General features: G+C 68.4%; 16 protein-coding genes and 1 tRNA gene. 8 read left to right on the top strand and 9 right to left on the bottom strand.

Annotated features, from left to right (window positions below):
• Positions 1-121 precede the first annotated feature (121 nt).
• Together BLQ62_RS21435 and BLQ62_RS21440 are read left to right on the top strand one after the other, a co-directional pair.
• Entirely contained in the window at positions 122-3,592 is a 3,471-nt protein-coding gene (locus tag BLQ62_RS21435) for a (Fe-S)-binding protein (protein ID WP_082756192.1), read from the top strand.
• A 45-nt stretch (positions 3,593-3,637) separates the two neighbouring features.
• Complete coding sequence (locus tag BLQ62_RS21440) at positions 3,638-4,273, top strand: hypothetical protein (protein ID WP_231857525.1); 636 nt, start codon at positions 3,638-3,640, stop codon at positions 4,271-4,273.
• Between the two features lie 77 nt (positions 4,274-4,350).
• Here the strand turns inward: BLQ62_RS21440 and BLQ62_RS21445 are convergent, their stop codons facing one another.
• Complete coding sequence (locus BLQ62_RS21445; RefSeq protein WP_068564104.1) at positions 4,351-4,932, bottom strand: TetR/AcrR family transcriptional regulator; 582 nt, start codon at positions 4,930-4,932, stop codon at positions 4,351-4,353.
• Positions 4,933-5,030: 98 nt separating this feature from the next.
• On the opposite strand from BLQ62_RS21445, the gene BLQ62_RS21450 reads away from it, so the two are divergent.
• From BLQ62_RS21450 to BLQ62_RS21460, 3 genes are read left to right on the top strand one after another with little or no spacing between them, the layout of a single operon-like run.
• Complete coding sequence (locus BLQ62_RS21450) at positions 5,031-6,098, top strand: ABC transporter permease (RefSeq protein WP_176582428.1); 1,068 nt, start codon at positions 5,031-5,033, stop codon at positions 6,096-6,098.
• Between the two features lie 33 nt (positions 6,099-6,131).
• Positions 6,132-7,388 carry a pyridoxal phosphate-dependent aminotransferase gene (locus tag BLQ62_RS21455; RefSeq protein WP_068564102.1) on the top strand — a complete coding sequence of 419 codons (1,257 nt, stop codon included), beginning with the start codon at positions 6,132-6,134 and terminating at the stop codon, positions 7,386-7,388.
• A gap of 9 nt (positions 7,389-7,397) precedes the next feature.
• Positions 7,398-9,437 (top strand): YibE/F family protein, encoded by a 2,040-nt coding sequence (locus tag BLQ62_RS21460; RefSeq protein WP_082756191.1) that lies wholly within the window; start codon positions 7,398-7,400, stop codon positions 9,435-9,437.
• A 79-nt stretch (positions 9,438-9,516) separates the two neighbouring features.
• On the opposite strand, the gene dcd is transcribed toward BLQ62_RS21460, so the two are convergent.
• Positions 9,517-10,083: a dCTP deaminase gene (dcd, locus tag BLQ62_RS21465; protein ID WP_068564100.1), complete on the bottom strand. Its 567-nt coding sequence runs from the start codon at positions 10,081-10,083 to the stop codon at positions 9,517-9,519.
• A gap of 67 nt (positions 10,084-10,150) precedes the next feature.
• On the opposite strand from dcd, the gene BLQ62_RS21470 reads away from it, so the two are divergent.
• Positions 10,151-11,512 (top strand): amino acid permease, encoded by a 1,362-nt coding sequence (locus tag BLQ62_RS21470; RefSeq protein ID WP_068564099.1) that lies wholly within the window; start codon positions 10,151-10,153, stop codon positions 11,510-11,512.
• A gap of 76 nt (positions 11,513-11,588) precedes the next feature.
• Positions 11,589-11,662 (top strand) — tRNA-Gly (locus BLQ62_RS21475).
• A gap of 37 nt (positions 11,663-11,699) precedes the next feature.
• Here the strand turns inward: BLQ62_RS21475 and BLQ62_RS21480 are convergent.
• From BLQ62_RS21480 to BLQ62_RS21490, 3 genes are read right to left on the bottom strand one after another with little or no spacing between them, the layout of a single operon-like run.
• On the bottom strand, positions 11,700-13,529 hold the full coding sequence (locus tag BLQ62_RS21480) for a tyrosine-type recombinase/integrase (protein WP_068564097.1): 1,830 nt from the start codon (positions 13,527-13,529) through the stop codon (positions 11,700-11,702).
• A 52-nt stretch (positions 13,530-13,581) separates the two neighbouring features.
• Complete coding sequence (locus BLQ62_RS21485) at positions 13,582-14,382, bottom strand: chymotrypsin family serine protease (RefSeq protein WP_068564095.1); 801 nt, start codon at positions 14,380-14,382, stop codon at positions 13,582-13,584.
• A 9-nt stretch (positions 14,383-14,391) separates the two neighbouring features.
• On the bottom strand, positions 14,392-14,667 hold the full coding sequence (locus BLQ62_RS21490) for a hypothetical protein (protein WP_139184274.1): 276 nt from the start codon (positions 14,665-14,667) through the stop codon (positions 14,392-14,394).
• 91 nt (positions 14,668-14,758) lie between these two features.
• On the opposite strand from BLQ62_RS21490, the gene BLQ62_RS21495 reads away from it, so the two are divergent.
• Positions 14,759-15,055, top strand: coding sequence for a hypothetical protein (locus BLQ62_RS21495; protein ID WP_068564091.1), 297 nt, complete (start codon positions 14,759-14,761; stop codon positions 15,053-15,055).
• A gap of 258 nt (positions 15,056-15,313) precedes the next feature.
• Here the strand turns inward: BLQ62_RS21495 and BLQ62_RS24510 are convergent, their stop codons facing one another.
• From BLQ62_RS24510 to BLQ62_RS21500, 4 genes are all read right to left on the bottom strand, one after another.
• Positions 15,314-15,922 carry an LppU/SCO3897 family protein gene (locus BLQ62_RS24510; RefSeq protein WP_425288338.1) on the bottom strand — a complete coding sequence of 203 codons (609 nt, stop codon included), beginning with the start codon at positions 15,920-15,922 and terminating at the stop codon, positions 15,314-15,316.
• The gene (locus BLQ62_RS23575) at positions 15,922-16,341 is read right to left on the bottom strand and encodes a hypothetical protein (RefSeq protein ID WP_139184275.1); all 420 of its coding nucleotides are present in this window, start codon (positions 16,339-16,341) and stop codon (positions 15,922-15,924) included. Before BLQ62_RS23575 ends, BLQ62_RS24510 begins: the two co-directional genes overlap by 1 nt.
• Positions 16,342-16,497: 156 nt before the next feature.
• Positions 16,498-16,977, bottom strand: a complete 480-nt coding sequence (locus BLQ62_RS23580; protein WP_139184276.1) for a hypothetical protein — start codon at positions 16,975-16,977, stop codon at positions 16,498-16,500.
• Between the two features lie 794 nt (positions 16,978-17,771).
• Entirely contained in the window at positions 17,772-19,421 is a 1,650-nt protein-coding gene (locus BLQ62_RS21500; protein WP_115391311.1) for an alpha/beta hydrolase, read from the bottom strand.
• Between the last annotated feature and the right edge of the window lie 4 nt (positions 19,422-19,425).

Genomic DNA, 19,425 nt, shown 5'->3' on the forward strand with positions numbered 1-19,425 from the left:
CCTGATCCGCGATCTACCGTTATGCCAGACGCAGTGGTTTCGCACTCATGTTACTGGCGAGTAACATGAGTGGCTACCCAGCCCGCGAGGCAGAAAGGTGCACGACGTGGACCAGACATTGATGGCCGCCGCCGAGTCCGACATCACCCCGCTGAACATCACCCTCGGCACGATCGGCGCGGTCGCATTCGCGCTGGGCTGGGCGATCTTCTTCCGCGGTGCACTCCGCATGGTGCGGATCATCGCGCAGGGTCAGTCCGCCAAGGACCGGTGGCTCCCCTTCATCCCCCGCGCCGCGGAGGTCGTGGTCGAGTTCCTCGCCCACACCAAGATGATCAAGAACCGGACCGTGGGCATCGCCCACTGGTTCGTCATGGTCGGCTTCCTCGCGGGCGCGATCCTCTGGTTCGAGGCGCTGCCGCAGACCTTCGACCCCGCCTTCCACTGGCCGGTCATCGGCTCCTGGCCGGTCTACCACCTGATGGACGAGCTGCTCGGCATCGGCACCGTGGTCGGCATCACCGTGCTCATCGTGATCCGTCAGATCAAGCACCCGCGCAACCCCGCGCTGTTCTCGCGCTTCGCCGGCAGCAAGTTCCTGCCCGCGTACACCATCGAGGCCATCGTCTTCTTCGAGGGCATCGGCATGATCATGGTGAAGGCCGGCAAGATCGCCACCTACGGCGAGTCCGACCCCGTCACCGACTTCTTCACCCGCCAGGTCGCGACGCTGCTCCCCGCGAGCCCCACGATGGTCACGATCTTCGCCTTCATCAAGCTGATGTCGGGCGTCATGTTCCTCATCCTGGTGGGCAGCAACCTCACCTGGGGCGTCGCGTGGCACCGCTTCTCGGCCTTCTTCAACATCTACTTCAAGCGCGAGCTGGGCAGCCGCCGCGCGCTGGGCGCCGCCAAGGAGATGGTCTCCAACGGCAAGGCGCTGACCATGGAGAACACCGACCCCGACGTCGACAACCTCGGCGCCGGCAAGATCGAGGACTTCTCCTGGAAGGGCTGGCTGGACTTCACGACCTGCACCGAGTGCGGTCGCTGCCAGAGCCAGTGCCCCGCCTGGAACACCGGCAAGCCGCTGAGCCCGAAGCTGCTCATCATGGGCCTGCGCGATCACGGTTACGCCAAGGCGCCGTACCTGCTGGCCGGCGGCCGCACCGACCCGGCGGGCGAGGAGATCGGCCTCGTCGGCAAGGACGGCGAGATCGACCAGGCCAAGCTGGACAAGATCCCCGCCGAGGCCCGCGCCGAGGCCGAGCGCTCGCTCGTCGGCCCCGCGGGTGAGGACGGCGCCCTGGGCGGCGTCATCGACCCCGAGGTGCTGTGGTCCTGCACCACCTGTGGTGCGTGCGTGGAGCAGTGCCCCGTCGACATCGAGCACGTCGACCACATCGTCGATATGCGCCGCTACCAGGTGCTCATCGAGTCGGAGTTCCCGCACGAGCTCGCGGGCCTGTTCAAGAACCTCGAGAACAAGGGCAACCCCTGGGGCCAGAGCGCCAGCCAGCGCACCGCCTGGATCGACGAGATGGACATCGAGATCCCGGTCTACGGCCAGGACGTCGAGACGTTCGAGGGCTTCGAGTACCTGTTCTGGGTCGGCTGCGCCGGCGCCTTCGAGGACCGCGCGAAGAAGACCACCAAGGCCGTCGCCGAGCTGCTCGACGTGGCCGCTGTGAACTTCCTGGTCCTGGGCCAGGGCGAGACCTGTACCGGTGACTCCGCCCGTCGCGCGGGCAACGAGTTCCTGTTCCAGATGCTGGCGCAGCAGAACATCGAGCAGCTCGACGAGGTCTTCGACGGCGTGCCCGCCAAGCAGCGCAAGATCGTCGTGACCTGTGCCCACTGCTTCAACGCGCTCGGCAACGAGTACCCGCAGGTCGGCGGCCAGTACGAGGTCGTGCACCACACGCAGCTGCTCAACAAGCTGGTCCGCGAGAAGCGGCTCGTGCCCGTCGCGCCCCCGTCGGAGGACGTGACCTACCACGACCCCTGCTACCTCGGCCGGCACAACCAGGTCTACGAGGCCCCGCGAGAGCTGATCGGCGCGTCGGGCGCCACGCTCAAGGAGATGCCGCGGCACCTCGAGCGGTCCATGTGCTGTGGCGCCGGTGGCGCGCGCATGTGGATGGAGGAGCAGCTCGGTAAGCGCATCAACATCGACCGCGTCGACGAGGCCCTGAACACGCTCTCCGGCACCGCCGAGGCCACCCCGAAGAAGATCGCGACCGGCTGCCCGTTCTGCCGCGTCATGCTCTCCGACGGCGTGACCGCCCAGACCGCCGACGACGAGGCCTCCGCGCCCGAGGTCGTCGACGTCGCGCAGATGCTGCTCGAGTCCGTCAAGCGCGGGCTGCCCGAGGGCATCGTCGTCGGCAACCCGAACCGCAAGGTCTCCGACGGTGCCACCGCGCTCGCGGAGGCGCCCGCCGAGGCTCCCGCGTCGGCTCCGGCCGCCGCGCCCGCGGCATCGGCTCCCTCCGCTCCGGCGGAGAAGAAGGAGGCGAAGCCCGCGGTCGGCCTCGGCCTGGCCGGCGGCGGCAAGCGCCCCGGTGGCCCGAAGAAGCCCGGTGCCGCGAAGCCCGCTGCTCCGGCTGCCGAGTCTCCTGCGGCCGAGACCCCCGCGGCGGAGGCGCCGGCGGCGCCCGCCAAGCCCGCGGTCGGGCTGGGCCTCGCCGGCGGCGCCAAGCGCCCCGGTGGCCCGAAGAAGCCGGGTGGCGCCAAGCCCGCGGCTCCGGCCGAGGCCGAGGCGGCTCCCGCGGCCGAGGCTCCCGCTGCCGAGGCTCCGGCCGCGCCCGCCAAGCCCGCGGTCGGCCTGGGTCTGGCGGGTGGCGCGAAGCGCCCGGGTGCGAAGAAGCCCGGCGCGCCGAAGCCCGCTGCTGCCGCTCCCGCCGCCCCGGCCGCCGAGACTGCTGCTCCGGCGGAGGCTCCGGCCTCTGCTCCGGCAGAGTCGGCTCCCGCAGAGGACCGGACCGTGACCGCGGCGGGTGAGTCCAAGGCCGCAGGCTTCGGCATCGCCGCCGGTGCCAAGCGCCCCGGCCCGAAGAAGCCCGGCGCACCCAAGGCCGCGCCCGCCGCGCCGGCACCGGCTGCTGAGGCACCTGCGGCGGACGCTCCGGCAGCCGAGGCTCCCGCAGCGGAGACTCCGGCCGCCGAGGCTCCCGCAGCGGAGGCACCTGCCGCAACGGCTCCCGCGGACGAACGCACGCTGACCACGGCGGGTGAGTCCAAGGCCGCAGGCTTCGGCATCGCCGCCGGTGCCAAGCGCCCCGGCCCGAAGAAGCCGGGCGCCCCGAAGGCCGCCGCACCTGCGGCTCCGGCCGCACCCGCGGCGCCGGCAGCGTCGGCCGCCGAGCCCGAGGCTCCCGAGGCTCCCGAGGCGGACGCTCCTGCAGCCGAGGCCCCGGAAGCCGCGGCTCCGGAGGCTGCGGACAGCGCACCGTCGGCCCCGGAGGCCGCCGCCGAGCAGCCCGCCGCTCCGAAGTCGGGCAACGACCGGACGCTGGGGACCGAGGGTGAGTCGAAGGCCAAGGGCTTCGGGATCGCTGCGGGCGCCAAGCGCCCCGGCGGGCGGAAGTGATCGGTTCAAAGCGAATCCCTATCGCCGATAGGGCAGGATGGTCCCGTGCCTGAGTACGTGAGTTACGAGGAGTTCGGGCGGCGGTTCTTCGAGATCGCCGTGAACGAGGAGCGTGTGGGCTCCGCGTTCGCCGACATCGCCGGCGGTGATTTCACCGTGGGCCCGATCCCGTCGGGCCCCGGTGGAATGGCCAAGGTGTGGGCGCAGGTCGAGATCGACGAGCCGCAGCTCACCCGCCAGGTCGGCGAGCTCATCACCTTCACGGTGAAGATCCCACTGCGCATCGGGCTGCTGATCGACCTCAAGGTGGACCGGATCCGCTACGACGTGGCCGGCCTGATCACGCTGCCACTCACCGTGCGCGCCGCGGCGCCGCTGGAGCTGCGCATCGAGGTCGATCCGCCGAAGCCCAAGGACGTGTGGGTCGACGTAGAATCGCGCACCATCCGCGGCTCGATCGTGCGCGTGGTGGCCAGCGTCGACTCGGAGATCCGTCGCTTCATCGCGCAGTACGTGGCGGAGGAGATCGACAAGCCCGAGGTCAAGAAGGCGCGGATCATCAACGTCTCCGAGGAGCTCGGCCGCGCGTTCCACAACCTCGGCGACGACGAGGATCCGCAGGCTCCGCCCGCCTCCGAGGTGATCGAGCCCACCGAGATCCTGCCCGCGCCCCGCGACTGATTCGGGGATTCGGCCGATTTCTCCTCGGCGCCGGACATATCCGTCGCCGGCGCGAAATCGGCTGATTCTCCGAGGTCTCAGCCCTCGGCGCCGTCGACGATGTGCTGGATCGCCCTGCCGTACGTCGCGATCAGCTCGTCGGCCGTCGGCTCGGCGAACAGCGGCGCGGCGATGAGATGACGCAGGAAGGCCAGGCCGAACATCGTGCTGGCCACCACGCGCGCCGTCGCGACGTCGATCCCTGCATGCGTGGTCAGCGTCGGGATCATCACCGAGGAGAGGAACTCGCCGAAGGTGTTGGCCGCGCCGTCGTCGGCGTTGACCGCTCCTCGCAGCAGCGCCCGGAAGGCCTCCGAGGTCTCCTGCCCCTCCCACACCGTGAGTGCCGCCCGCACCAGCCGCTCCCCCATCCCCTCGCGCGGGCCGTCCAGCGCGGCGGTGAAGATCTTCTCCGGGTCCACCGGCATGCTCATCACGCCCCGGAACAGGCCCTTCTTGTTGCCGTAGTAGTACGACACCAGCGCCACGTCGACGCCCGCGCGGGTGGCGATGGCGCGGATGGTGGCGCGGTCGTAGCCCACCTCGGCGAAGAGCTCGCGCGCCGCCTCGAGGATGTCCGCCTTCGCGGTGCTGGTGCCCGCCCGTCTGCCCGTCGCCATGCGCCGATCCTAGCTTATTTCAACAGTTGTTGACTTCCCGGCGCACGCGGTCGTACGCTCGGATTCAACACCCGTTGAAATACCTGGAGGTGCTCACCATGAGCAAGTCGCACATCCGGCTCGCCGCGGCCTTCGCCGGGCTGGCGATCGCCATCCCCCTGATCGTTCTGCTGTTCACCGGCCCCGCCTCGCACGGCAAGCCGCACGAGCTGCCCATCGGCGTCGTCGGCCCGGCCGCGGCGGCGCAGCAGGTCGAGCAGCGACTCGACGCGCAGCAGCCCGACGGCTTCGCCGTCCATGCCTACGACTCCGAGGCCGCACTGGTCCGGGCCGCGCAGGACCGCGAGGTCTACGGCGGCATCGTGCCCGCCGCGCCCGGTGCGCCGACGACGGCCGTCGTCGCGAGCGGCGCCTCCCCCGCCGTTGCGCCGATGCTCACCCAGATGGCCGCGACGATGGCGCAGGGGCAGCGGGTGCAGACCGTCGAGGTCGCGCCGCTGTCCGCCGACGATCCCCGGGGCACGGGCTTCGGCTCGATCGTGATGCCCGTCTTCCTCTCCGGCATGGTGCTGGCGCTGGCCACGGTGATGATCGGCGGCCACCCGAAGATCGTCGCCGCGGCGCTACCCGTGGGCGCCGCGGTCGTCGGCGCCGCCGCGGTGGGCGCGGCCATGTGGATCGGTGTGCTGCCCGGCGGGTTCTGGGGCCAGTGGCTCGCGATGAGCGCCGGCATGCTCGCCATCGGCGCGACGGTCGCCGGCCTGGTCTCGCTGCTCGGCACCAGGGGCATCGCGCCCGCCGCGCTGCTGTTCATGCTCATCGGAATGCCGCTCGCGGGCATCGCGATGCCGCCGGAGTTCCTGCCGCACGTCTGGGCCGTGCTGGGTCAGTCGCTGCCGATCGGCGCCACGGGCACCGCCCTGCGCAGCGCGGCCTTCTTCGCCGACGGCGGCCTGATCGGTGCCGGCGCCGGCGCGGCCTTCGCGGTCCTCGGCGCATGGATCGTGGTCGGCTACGGCCTGCTGGTGGTCGGCGCCGCCCGGCACCGGGCCGCGGCCCACGGCGTCCCGTCGGCCGGCGGCGCTCCGGCGGGAGGCGGACCGTCGGGCCCGAGCGAAGTGAGCTCCGGCACCGGGCCGACGCCGGTCAGTGCCGTGCCGCGATAAATACGTTTGCTCCGGCCTGCGACGATAGAGCCCATGAGCCGACCGCATGTGCCCCACATCCGCACCGAACTCAAGCCGCTCGAGCAGTCCGCCAAGCTGCAGAACGTGCTGTACGAGATCCGTGGACCCGTGGTGGCACAGGCGGCTCGGCTCGAGGCGCAGGGGCACCGCATCCTCAAGCTGAACATCGGCAACCCGGCGACGTTCGGGTTCGAGGCGCCGGACTCCATCGTCCGCGACATGATCCACGCGCTGCCCACCTCGCAGGGCTACAGCGAGTCGCAGGGCATCGCCTCCGCGCGACGGGCCGTGGTGACCCGCTACGAGGAGGTCCCCGACTTCCCCTACTTCGACATCGGCGACGTCTACCTCGGCAACGGTGTCTCCGAGCTGATCACGATGACGCTGCAGGCGCTGCTCGACAACGGCGACGAGGTGCTCATCCCCGCGCCCGACTACCCCCTGTGGACCGCCATGACGAGCCTGTCCGGCGGCACCCCGGTGCACTACCTGTGCGACGAGGACAACGGCTGGAACCCGTCCGTCGAGGACATCGAGGCGAAGATCACACCGCGCACCAAGGCGATCGTCGTGATCAACCCGAACAACCCCACCGGCGCGGTCTACTCGCGCGAGACGCTGCAGCAGATCGTCGAGGTGGCGCGCAAGCACTCGCTGCTGGTGCTGGCCGACGAGATCTACGACCGGATCCTCTACGACGACGCCCAGCACATCTCCATCGCCGAGCTCGCGCCCGACCTGCTGGTGATGACCTTCAACGGACTGTCCAAGGCGTACCGGGTGTGCGGCTACCGCGCCGGCTGGGCCGTGCTCACCGGTCCCAAGGATCACGCCTCCGGGTTCATCGAGGGGCTGACGCTGCTGGCGTCGACGCGCCTGTGCCCCAACGTTCCCGCGCAGCACGCGATCCAGGTGGCGCTCGGCGGCTACCAGTCGATCAACGACCTGATCCTGCCCGGCGGCCGGCTGCTGGAGCAGCGCGACGTGGCCTTCGAGAAGCTCAACGCCATCGACGGGGTCAGCTGTGTCAAGCCCAAGGGGGCGCTCTACGCCTTCCCCAAGCTCGATCCCGACGTGCACGAGATCCGCGACGACGAGCAGATGGTCCTCGACCTGCTCAACCAGGAGAAGATCCTCCTGGTCCAGGGCACCGGCTTCAACTGGCCCACGCCCGATCATCTGCGCGTAGTGACCCTTCCCTGGGCACGCGACCTCGCGGAGGCCCTCGACCGCTTCGGCAACTTCCTGAGTTCGTACAAGCAGAAGTAGGGTGGCGGCGTGACAGCCGACCACGAGCACGCCGACCACGCCGATGCCGCCGCCCACGTGCACAGTCATTCGCTGAGCAACATCTCGTTGGGCAAGTGGGCCTCGCGCGTGGTGATCGGCCTGCTGGTCGCGATCGGTGTCTTCGTCGCGGCCGGCGTGATCCTGCTGTGGCCCTCGCAGATCCGGGTGAGCGTCCCGTCGGGCCCACCGACGCCGACCCTGGCCAAGGGTGAGGTCGCCGAGCAGCTCGTCGGCGACTGCGACTTCTCCCCGTCGGGGAACGGCCAGCTCAGCGACACCGAACCCCATCCGGTGCTCAACGCCGACGGTGGCTGCCTCAACAGTTCGGTGCGCATCACGTCGGGGCCGGACGCCGGTAAGTGGACGATGTTCTCCATCGGCACCCAGCGCACCAACGTCTCCGCGGTGCCGGGGCAGAGCGCGCCGGACGCCCCGCGCGGCGGCGTCGACCTCTCGCGGCCCGCGACCCCCGGCACCGGGCAGCCCGACCTCGCGCCCGGCACCAAGATCATGATGAGCTGGAACGGCGGCGGCGTGGCCGGCTCCCCGTCGAACTACGCGTTCTACGACTACGCGCGCGGCGTCTCCCTGTGGGTGTGGGGTCTGGTCTTCGCGGCCGTCGTGATCGCGGTGGCGCAGTGGCGCGGCCTGCGGGCGCTGCTCGGCCTCGCGCTCTCGGGCGTGGTGATCATCTTCTTCGCGCTGCCGTCCATCCTCGACGGGCACTCGGCCGTCTGGGTGGCCCTGGTCGCCTCGGCGGTGATCCTGTACCTGGTGCTCTACCTCGCGCACGGCGTCTCGCTGCGCACGTCGGCCGCACTGCTGGGCACACTGTGTTCGTTGGCGGTGTGCGGCGTGCTGGCCTGGCTCGCGACGATGACCACGCAGGTCACCGGTCTGAGCAACGAGGACTCGACGAACCTGCAGGCCTACGCCGCGACCGTCTCGACGTCGGGTGTGCTGCTGGCGGGCTTCGTGATCGGCGCGCTCGGCGTGCTCAACGACGTGACGATCACGCAGTCGTCGGCGACGTTCGAGCTCGCGAAGCTCTCCCCGAAGTCCTCGCGCCGCCGCACCTTCCTCTCGGCCATGCGCGTGGGCCGCGACCACATCGCGTCGACGGTCTACACCCTGGTCTTCGCATACGTCGGCACGGCGCTGCCGCTGCTGCTGCTCTTCTCCATCGCGGGTCGCCCGCTGGGGCAGGTCCTCACGTCGGACTCGGTGGCGATCGAGCTGGTGCGCGCCTTCGTCGGCGGCATCGGCCTCGCCCTGTCCGTGCCACTGACCACCGCCATCGCGACGCTGCTCGCCAAGCCGAAGCGGGTGGCGGTGAGCGCGGAGGCCGCCCAGCGGTACGCGCAGACGCACCCCGACGCCGATCCCGAGAACATCCCCGTGCGGAATCGGCGGGGCGCGAAGGCGGCCGCGTCCGAGCAGGGTGCCGCGGCGGGTTCGACGGTGGCTGCGGGCTCAACGGTGGCGACCGCGACGCGGGCCCGGGACGACGAGCACGAGCGCACCGGAGCGGCGGAGCGGCCGAGCGCGCCCGTCCCCGAGCAGGCGCCCCGGTCGCAGGACGCGGGCCGGGAAGCGCGAGCGACGGCTCGCGAGCAGGCGCCCGGGACGGCGGCCCGCCCGGTCGCCCGGGCGACGTCGAGCGAGGGCGCCGCTGCGCCCGCCGCACCGCCCACCGGCCAGTCACCCGTCGCACCGCCCACCGGCCAGTCGCCCGTCGCGCCGCCGACCGGCCAGTTCCCGGTGACGGGCCGCCCCGCGGCCCCGCGACCCGCGGCCCCGCGACCCGCTGCTCGTCCCGAGGCCCGTCCCGAGACGGATCGTCCTGACGCCCCAGGGCCGGCACCGCAGGCCGCCCCGCGGCCCGGGCGTCGACGGCTACCGTCGGAGCCGATCCCCGCTCCCCCGCGTCCGCAGCCGCGCCCCCCGGAGCTGCCGGACCGCCCCGCACCGGAGCAGCAGCGGCCCGCACCGGAGCCTCCGCGCCGGGGACGCCACTCCGCAGACTGACACGAGAACGTCCGGTCCTTCGTCTCTCCCCGGAAGGGGACGAATGACCGGACGTTCGTGGTCGCGGAGGGCGCGACGCTCAGTTCTGGAAGTTGAGGTACGCCTTCGACGGCGTCGGGCCGCGCTGGCCCTGGTACTTCGACCCCACCGACGAGCTCCCGTAGGGGTTCTCCGCCGGGCTGGTCAGGCGGAACAGGCACAGCTGGCCGATCTTCATGCCCGGCCACAGCGTGATCGGCAGGTTCGCGACGTTGGAGAGCTCCAGCGTGATGTGGCCGGAGAAACCCGGGTCGATGAAGCCCGCCGTCGAGTGCGTGAGCAGGCCCAGGCGGCCGAGGGAGGACTTGCCCTCGAGGCGTCCGGCCAGGTCGTCGGGCAGGCTGCACACCTCGAGCGTGGACCCGAGCACGAACTCGCCGGGATGCAGCACGAAGGGCTCCCCCTCCGTGGGCTCGACCAGCGAGGTCAGCTCGTCCTGCCTCTGCTTGGGGTCGATGTGCGTGTAGCGGGTGTTGTTGAACACCCGGAACAGGCCGTCGAGCCGTACGTCGACGCTGGACGGCTGCACCATCTGCGGGTCGAACGGATCGATTCCCAGGCGGCCGGATTCCACGTGGGCGCGGATGTCGCGATCGGAGAGCAGCACGGGTTCAGCGTAAAGGCACGACGGTGGTGCGCAACCGTGCACCCCGGATCGGGGATACTGCTCTTCCGTGACCGACACTCCCCTCCGCCGTGGCCTGACCGCGCGGCACATCCGGTTCATCGCGCTCGGCTCGGCGATCGGCACCGGTCTGTTCTACGGCTCGGCCGCCGCGATCCAGGCGGCCGGCCCGGCGGTGCTGCTCGCCTACGTGATCGGCGGCGTGGTGATCTACCTGGTGCTGCGGGCGCTGGGCGAGATGGCCGTGCGACGGCCGCAGGGTTCGTTCGGCGACTACGCCTCCTCGGCCCTCGGCCCTCAGGCCGGCTTCATGACGGGGTGGATGTACGTCTTCGAGATGGTCTTCGTGTGCATCGCGGACGTCACCGCGTTCGCCGTCTACATGGGCATGTGGTTCCCGCACGTGCCCAAATGGATCTGGGTGCTCGCGGTGATCTTGTTCATCGCCGCGCTGAACCTGATGCGGGTCCGCGTCTTCGGCGAGGTCGAGTTCTGGCTGACGATGGTCAAGATCACCGCCATCGTCGCGATGATCGCGGGCGGCATCGCGGTGCTGATCTTCGGCTTCGGCATGCACGACACGAGCCAGGGCGTGAGCAATCTGTGGGCCCACGACGGCTTCTTCGCCACCGGGATCGGCGGCTTCCTCGGCTGCTTCGTGCTGGTGGTCTTCGCCTTCGGCGGCTCGGAGATCATCGGGCTCACCGCCGCGGAGGCGGAGGACCCGGAGAAGACGATCCCCAAGGCGATCAACACGGTGCCGGTGCGGATCGGCCTGTTCTACGTGCTGGCGCTCGCGGTGATCATGGCGGTGATCCCGTGGAACGAGATCAGCAGCGACTCCAGCCCGTTCGTGCAGATCTTCCGCGCGCTCGGCGTCGAGCCCGCCGCGCACGTGCTCAACGTCGTGGTGATCACGGCCGCGATCTCGGCGATCAACAGCGACATCTACGGCGCCGGCCGGATGATGTTCGGCATGGCCCAGCGCGGCCAGGCGCCCGCGATCATGCGGCGCACCACCGCGAACGGCGTGCCGTGGATGACGGTGGTCATCATGACGGTCGCGCTGCTCGTGGGCGTGCTGCTCAACTATCTGATCCCCGAGAACGTCTTCGTGGTGATCGCCTCGATCGCGACTTTCGCGACGGTCTTCGTGTGGCTGATGATCCTGCTCTCGCAGTACCGCCAGCGCACCCGCCTGCCCGCCGACGAAGTCGCGCTGCTGCGTTTCCCCGTCCCGCTGTGGCCGTACGGGCAGCAGCTTGCGATCGCCTTCCTGCTGTTCGTGACGGTGCTCATGGCCTTCGAGCACGACACCCTCATCGCGCTGGTGGTGGGCTTCGTCTGGCTGGGCGCGCTCGCGCTGGCCTACCGACTGTGGGTGGCCCCGCGCGCGTCCGTGAAGTCCTGACCGGTCCGCTGGCCCGACGGTGCCCGTGCTAGTCTGGCCCGTACGCGCGACACCGCTTCTCGACGGTGCCGCGGCTGCCGATGTAGTTCAATGGTAGAACTCCTGCTTCCCAAGCAGGTAGCGCGGGTTCGATTCCCGTCATCGGCTCCACGATCTACCAGCGGATATGTGAATCCGCAAGCAAGACTCAGGCGCTCGATTCAGCCTCAGTGTCACAAGATGTCACAACCGCTCCCAAACTCGCCGCAGCCTTCCGCAGCTCGTCATCCTGGCTGTGCGCGTACGTCCGCTGCGTGAAGCTCGCGTCGGAGTGCCCGATCCAATAGGCGATCACTGCCATGGGCACGCCCCGCAGGTGCATCGCAGTGGCAGCCGAGTGCCGCGCGTCGTGCAGCCGGATCTGCCGCACCCCGGCTTCGTCCGTGATCTCGTGCCACAGCCGGCCGATCGTATTCGGGAAGTAGGCGCGGCCGGCCTCGTCGGCGACGCCGTACCCGTCCGCGCTGTACGCCTCCCCCAACGCGAGCCGCTCGACCGCCTGGCGCTTCTTCGCCTCCTTGAGCACCGCGACGAGACCATCGTCCAGAGGGAGCGTGCGGCGTCCGGCCGCCGTCTTCGGGGCGTTCTCCTCCACCGCCCCCGCGACGATCGTCTTGCTCACGACGGCACGGCTGGTCGCGACCGTGAGCATCCCCGCGTCGAGGTCGACGTTCTCCCACTTGAGACCTGCGATCTCGCCGCGCCGGAACCCTGACAGCGCAAGGTACGCGACCTGGCCGACGCGGTGACCGTCCGCCTTCGCGAGAACCTTGCGGATCTCGGCGGGCGTGTACGTGTCCATCTTCTTGGTGGTCAGCGGCAACTTCTTGATCTTCTCCGCGACGTTGCGGCCGAGCTCGCGCCGCTCAACGCCGTAGTCGAGGACCGCCGACAGGTTCTCCAACATCTTGTTGACCGATCGCGCGGCCCACGGTTTCCGCACGCGGCCGGCGTCCTTGCCGGCCTCAGCGGTGACCGGCTTGCCGGTGCCGGCGCCGGTGGTCTGGGCGGGGGCGGCGACGGGGGCGGCCTGCCCGGCGCCCTGACCGGTCTGGCCGGTCTGGCCGGTCTGCGAGGTCTGGCCCTGGGCGCGCAGACCGGCGAGGATCCCGTCGAAGTCCTTTCCGCTGGTGCTGGTCTCGGTCGTCTTCGCCGCAGGAGTGCCAGCAGGCGCCGTGGTGGTCGCGGGCTTGGCGGTACCTGCGGAGGTACTGGTGGGCTTCGTAGCGCCGGGTGCGGGGGTGCCGACGCCTGCACTCGACTCCGCTGACTTCGATGGACCGCCCGGCTTCGACGGGGAGCCGGCCGTCGCAGTGCCCGGTCCGGATCCGCCTCCAGGTGCGGCGCCGACGCCGAGGCCGTTGCCGCCGACGTCGGCCGGGACCTCGCCGCCAATGCGAGCCACCTCCGCGCTGTACGCCTCCTCAGCCGCCTTCATCCTGTCATTGACGTCGGTCAAGTGAGCCTTCGCCACCCGGAACTCAGCAGCGGCCTTGTCATCCGCGACTTTTGCAGTATCGCGCGCAGCCTCGGCGGTGGCGACGTTCTGCTCCGCCTGCGCCCGGCCCTCGTCGCTCGCAGCCGTGAGCTGCCACTTCGCGCTGGCCAGGACGTTCTCGGCGTCAGCGAGTGCCTTGCCTGTCGCCTTCATCGTCGCGGTCTTCGTGCGCAGGTCGTCCTCCGCCGCCCTGCGATCCTCCAGCGTCGGGGACGTCTTGCGGTAGGTCTCGCCGGCCAGCCGCCACTCGGCCAATGCGCGGTGCGCAAGGCGCGCGGTGTTCGCCGCAGCCTCAGCGGCGCGCTCCTGCGCGACGATCGACTCTTGAGCCTTGTCAGCGGCCTTGCCCGTCGCGGCATCGCCCATGGCCTTGCGCGCGGCGGCGAACTCCTTTGCCTTGGCCTCAGCGGTGGTTGCGACCGCGAGGACGCCGTCGACGGTCGCCTGCGTTGGGAATTCGGTGTTCAGCACGTAGCTCATGGGCGAAGTGAATCACCGCAGGGCGGCAGAGCTGGTGGGCGGCGCGACGCGCTCAGGAGGCCGTGACCACTGTCGCGTTGAGCCCGGCCAGGACAGCCGAGATCGGCGTCGCGTCACTGGCCTTGCCACTGTTTCCGCGAACCAGAACACCCGCAATCCAAGCATCGCCGCGCGAGTCGACGACGAACACCTCGCTGCCCGAATCCCCTTCCTGCGTCGGCAGGATAAGGAACATCGTCGACTCGCTCGAGCTCGCCACAGCGCCGCAGCGGACTCCGGAGATCGCCCCGTTGATGCAGACCTTGGAGCTGACATCTAGCGCCTGTACCTGCGGCAGGGTCAGCGCTCCACGCACCGGCCACGTCCCGGCGACCTTCACGTCGTCAGCAGCAGTCTCAGTCCAGATGACGGCCGAATCGGTCAGCTTGTCCCCCTCGACGGCGGGACCGAGAGCCAGCGGATTCGCAGCTGCGGCGTTCACGCGCGCGTACTGGGGGCCGGTCTTCACGCAGTGCTCAGCGATGAGAAAACCTGTCCGCCCTGCCTTCGTAATCGCAGGCCCGAGAGTGCACCCGTAGTCTGCGGTGGAGACCAGCGCTCCAGGCTCGGGTGACGGCGCCCACCGCGCGTTATCCCGCGGGGACCGGCGGATCACGCCCTGCCCCGTCACGTCCTGCAGTTGCCCGACTGGTCCGGCCTCAGGGATGTTCGGGGCGGCCGTCACGGTCGCGGCCTTCTCCGTCACCGAGCGGGAGGGCGAAGCCTCGCCCTGCACGTCCGTACTGCACGCACCGAGCAGCGCCGCAGCCGCGAGGGCGGCGACGATGGTAAGTGCACTGCGGTGAGACTGCATACGTGCAGCTTATCTGGCCGTGTCCGGGTTGTCCGCGGCCCGCACGGCCGCGACGACGGCGATCTGCGCGTCGGCCAGCTGCCCGACCAAAGACTCCAGCTCGGCCACGCCCGCTGTGATCCGAGCGTTCGCGGCGGCGATCTCGGCGGTACCCAGAGCCTCCGCCAGGCCAAGCGGGTCGCCAGCGTACTGCGCTATCACGGCGTCGACCGCCTGCTGCGCTGCGGCGGCCCGGGCAGTGACAGCCTTGATCGCGTTATTGATGCGGTGCACTTCATCAGTCATGCCGCGCACCCTGCCACTCCACCCAGCGCCGCAGCCCGGGCGGCGCGGTCAGTCCCGCAACCCGCTATTCGAACAGTTGTACGATTCAAGGGTGGACGACTACGCGGCGAGGATCTGGCGCACGCCTGTGCCGCCCACGCCGTGCCTGATCTCCGCTGCCCGCGCCTTCCCCGGCGCCGGCGAGGCCGGCCGGTGGCGGAATCAGACCCCTCTCTGGCTCCGGTCGTTCGGCCTGCAGCTGGAGCCGGAGCTGCACGGCGTGGTCCTCCGCTGGGCCCGGCTGACCAGCGGCGACTGGATCGCGGAGGTGCAGGTCGCGGTGCCGACCGGGCACGGCTCGGTGCCGCTCGTCACGTGGGTGAGTCAGGCTGCGGTACGAGCGGTGTAGCTGCTACGTCAGGTCAATTCCCGGCGTTCTTGATCACGGTCCAACTCGCTGCCGTCGACTGCTGGGCCTGCTGAAGCGACGAGCCCTGGGTCGTGGTGACGTAACGGCCACGCGACGCCAGGCAGGCGTACACGCAGCATTGGTCGCCCCAAAAGCTCACAACCGAGGCGAAGGCCACTCAGCTCATGCGGCTGGCACCAGCAGAAGCTTCTGTCGCGACAACAGCCGAGGCGTTCCAGATCAACCGCGCCTCAGCGATCACTTCGCGGCGCCTCGAACGCACACGACGAAGTTTCGAGACGCGTGCGGAAACCCGCCCGTAGATTCTCCCACACATAGATTCTGACTGGCAGAGCCCGTGATCACGTTTGTTGCCTTGAAAGCATTAGCCGCGGAGCAAGCAACAGACTGCGGATGGGTTCCGGCGAGGTCGAAGCATTTTCCGTCCTGCCAGTTTACATCAAGACAGAGTGCCCATGTTTGATTCGTTCCAGGATCACCGTCGAACGCGAGCTTGTCGACGTCCCTGACGCACTTTGACGGCTTGGAAACTACCTGAATAACCTTGTAGTTCGCAGTCTGCCCAGAACAGTCCTCGCCAACTACACGGGTAGAGTTTCCCGTGCCATAAAGCGCCACACAGGTGCCGACACGCGGCGCTCGATTCAACACGTCAGCCGACAGATCAGTCTCAGTCAGAATCTGTCCCGGAATGCTTCCCAAGTTATCCGATTGTGCAATTCCTGCGACGGTGGATGGAGCGGCGTCGCGGTCACCGCTCGTGGCAGAGTCGCCGCAGCCGATTACGGCTGCGAAGACAACACCTAACACACAAAACAACGAGACTCTCTGACGATATTTCCGCACTAGAGGGAACCCTTTCCGGCAATTTTCGAGGTCGCCCCCACTTTAGCCTCTTTCATTAGATTCCACTGATTGGTGCTGTAATTCTCTCGAGCCTTCGCAGACGTTGTCTCAGCCTTTCTGGAAACGCCAAGAACTAGTCGGTTTCCGTCCGCGATCCCCAAAGCCGTGACGATGAGGGTGTCTGGCGATTCCTTATCGAGCTCAACCTTCGAAGTTGACGACCGAGGGATCTCGAAGAGGAGTGGCTCTTCTGCGGATATCGCTGGCGACCTGCCGCCGTTGGGACCAGACTCAGGCAGGCCGACTCCGAGCTTCTCGCGAACCTGAGCGAGAGTGAGTCCGACGATGGCGGATTGCACGTCGATTACGGTGGCGGACGCTTTTGCCGAGCTGAGTACGTCGTCGTTCAGCATCCCCATCAGTGCGCTTCCAGGAAGCGAGGGGGGCGCTTCATCCTGCTGCCCCGCATTCGAGCAGCTTACGCTGGACATAATCGCCGCTAGCGCGGCGACGCCAACAAAACTCCTACGTATCTTTGATTGCATTACGCGCTCCAATTGAGTTTAGGGGATCAGTCAGAGAGGTTCACTGAACCAACGAACGGCGCCGTTGGGAACCATATATTGGCCATTGATAGTACCAATCAGATCTCTTGTTCCGCGATCCTTGGTTACGGCAACCGTATAGTCGTAAACATCATACTCCGGCACGGCCCAAACTCGCATTCCAGTGGCGCTTGCAGGGAATTCCGCACGATTCTCAAGCCCCTTAGTGACTTTATTGGACTCCGGGACATAGCCCACCGTAATGAACTTGAGATCCGTTGAAACTGTTGTTGCGGCGCTTGTAACTTCTTCTGACTTGTAGGTGCATGAACCCCCCGTCTTCGGGATGGTGCACACCTTCGGCTGGTCGCCAGGCTTTGTATCGGAACGAACGTATTTCATCTTATGGATGAAATAGTCGTAGTTATTAATGCACACAACGCCGAAACTCTTCGTCTGGGCGCCAGGTGTGCAGTTCAACCCGAAGCCATTATCGCGCGGCTTGTACATAGACAGGATGGAACCCTCGTGACATGACGGGCACCCCCCATACTTGGGATCCCGAGCCAGTGTAACTGTTCTGCCTCCCCCGCTCGCTGCCATAATACTAACGATTTCTGTCGCTCCCTCAGCGCACTTCTCAGCGAAAGTCCGATTCTCCGCGCCATTGTCGGACGACGAGGGCGAACTTTCAGGCGTCGTTGGCTGAACACCGTCATAATCGCGACCAGAGTCTGGAGATTGAGGTTCAGTCGGAGGCTGTTGTGTCGGACAGTTCACAATGCAGCCTGATTGCGTGGGCGTGACAGTCGGCATCGTTGGGACGTTGCCCTGAACGGTGGGAGTACTGCCGTTCTGCGGTGGGGACTGCAGGCCCGTATCGGGTGCCTGACCAGGAACCGTGGTCTGTGCGGCGCCGGGCGCTGTCGTAGGTACCTGGTTGCCCTGCGTAGGCTGCGGCCCTTGGGTTGGCTGCGGTCCGCAAGTATTGCCTGACCCGTCTGGGCATGGGGCCGCCGCTGCTTGCGGTAGGACCTGCTCAGCAATCGGGTTCGGAACCAGGAGCGGACTCGCTGTGAGGGTGGCTGCTGCGAGCATCGCAAGGGCGCTGGTTGCGACCCTGCGCCGCCATCCGTTGCGGTCGGGGGTGGTTATGCGTTGCACGGGTCACCTTCTAGTAGTAATGCACGGGTAATCGTTCGTTAGAACATATACGCCATAATCCGATATCGGCAAGAGATGAGTCAATGTGATGCGTTTGTGCAGGTCAAGTGTCTCGCGGTAGCGCGAGTCCCGCTTGGTCACTAGGTCGCGGGGCAGACGAGCCTGGTGATCGCTGCTGGTTGCGAGGCTGTGAGGTACGTGCGCAGGGGCGCGTCGAGGCAGGTGTTGTTGCCGCTGAAGCTGCTGGTGTGCTGAGTTCCTTCGACGGTGACGAGGCGAGCGCCGAGCTGTTGGGCGAGGGCTACGCCGTTGGCGTAGGGGGTGGCGGGGTCACCGGTGGTGGACACCACTGCGACGGGCGGCAGTGTGGGGGCGGGTGTGATCAGCTGCGGCAGGGTGGTCGGAGGGGTGGGCCAGAAGGCGCATGAGTCGCGGACACCGCGACTTCCGGTGCCGATGCGGCCGTCGTCGGTGAACGGTGCGGCCGCGCGTACCTGCTGTTCGAGAGCGGCGGCCTGCTGCTGGGTGGTGATGCGGTCGGTGTCGAGGCACGTGATGGCGGTGAGCGCATCGGTGGCGTTGGTGTAGGTGCCGTCAGCCTTGCGGTTGTTGAACGCGTCGGCGAGCTTGAGGAGGGTGCGCCCATCGCGCCGGTCGCGGAGATTCTGCAGGCCGATGGTCAGGTAGGGCCAGAGACTCGGACTGTAGAGAGCTTGAGTAGCGCCGTCGATAGCGTCGCCGTAGGTGAGTTGCCTGGTGCCGGCGGGCGCGGGGTTGCCGATGAGTGAGTGAACGATGTTCTGGAACACGGCGGTGGTCGCGGTCGGTGTTGGGTCTGCGCCGAGGGGGCAGTCAGTGGCGCGGCGGGTGGCGCAGTCGGCGGCGTAGGTGTCCAGCGCCTGCTGGAGCCCGGCGTACTGGTTGACGGTCATGGTCGCGGTGTTCTCGGCGGGGTTGACTGCACCGTCGAGGACCATCGCCCGGACCTTGTCTGGGTACTTCTGGGCGTAGCGGGCGCCGAGGAAGGTGCCATAGCTGTACCCGAGGTACGTGAGCTTCTCGTCGCCGAGCACTCTCCGCAGCAGGTCCATGTCGTCGACGACGTCAGCGGTCCCAACGTGGGCGAGCACGTCGGCGCCGGTGCGGTCGGCGCACTTGGTGGCGAAGTCGCGGGCTTGCTGTTCCTGCCGAGCGACTCCTTGTTCTGTGTGGTCGTTGCGCAGGTCGGCGGCGCGGACCGCATCGCGTTCGGAGTCGGTGAGGCATCGGATCGCCGGCGTGGAGGCTCCGATGCCGCGGGGGTCGAACCCGACTATGTCGAAGCGGTCACCGATACCAGCAGCGAGTTGCTCTGCTTGGCCGCCGACGAACTCGACGCCGGATGCTCCCGGGCCGCCGGGGTTGACCAGCAGTGTCCCGATCCGCTGTGCCCGAGCGGATTCGGGGACGCGGACGCGGATCAGTGAGAGGGCTACTTGTCGGCCTTCGGGTTGGGCGTAGTCCAAGGGGGCGGCGACGCTTCCGCAGTCGACCTGCCGCCCACCAACAGCGCTGGTGCTGGTGGTGGTTGGGCACGGTTTCCACGCGATCTGCTGCGTGAAGAACCGCGCGGCACCTGTTCCCGGCAGCGTTCCCGTCTGTGTCGTCGACGGAGGTGACGACGCTGATGTGGACGGGCCAGCATCTTGTGTTGGTGTCGGGGTGCACGAGGTCAGACCGAGCGCTGCCGCCAGCGTGACGGCACTGATGGCAACGGGTCTCGACGAGCTCGCGGTAGAGCGGAGTGTCACGACA

The organism is Tsukamurella pulmonis (assembly GCF_900103175.1).
GTDB lineage: Bacteria > Actinomycetota > Actinomycetes > Mycobacteriales > Mycobacteriaceae > Tsukamurella > Tsukamurella pulmonis.

What these genes read in the sequence shown, in the direction of transcription:
- BLQ62_RS21485 (WP_068564095.1), bottom strand. Translation starts at nt 14,382, where the DNA reads ATGCAGTCTCACCGCAGTGCACTTACCATCGTCGCCGCCCTCGCGGCT.
- BLQ62_RS23575 (WP_139184275.1), bottom strand. Translation starts at nt 16,341, where the DNA reads ATGGGGATGCTGAACGACGACGTACTCAGCTCGGCAAAAGCGTCCGCC.
- BLQ62_RS21445 (WP_068564104.1), bottom strand. Translation starts at nt 4,932, where the DNA reads ATGGCGACGGGCAGACGGGCGGGCACCAGCACCGCGAAGGCGGACATC.
- BLQ62_RS21435 (WP_082756192.1), top strand. Translation starts at nt 122, where the DNA reads ATGGCCGCCGCCGAGTCCGACATCACCCCGCTGAACATCACCCTCGGC.
- BLQ62_RS21450 (WP_176582428.1), top strand. Translation starts at nt 5,031, where the DNA reads ATGAGCAAGTCGCACATCCGGCTCGCCGCGGCCTTCGCCGGGCTGGCG.
- BLQ62_RS21455 (WP_068564102.1), top strand. Translation starts at nt 6,132, where the DNA reads ATGAGCCGACCGCATGTGCCCCACATCCGCACCGAACTCAAGCCGCTC.
- BLQ62_RS23580 (WP_139184276.1), bottom strand. Translation starts at nt 16,977, where the DNA reads ATGTACAAGCCGCGCGATAATGGCTTCGGGTTGAACTGCACACCTGGC.
- BLQ62_RS21480 (WP_068564097.1), bottom strand. Translation starts at nt 13,529, where the DNA reads ATGAGCTACGTGCTGAACACCGAATTCCCAACGCAGGCGACCGTCGAC.
- BLQ62_RS21490 (WP_139184274.1), bottom strand. Translation starts at nt 14,667, where the DNA reads ATGACTGATGAAGTGCACCGCATCAATAACGCGATCAAGGCTGTCACT.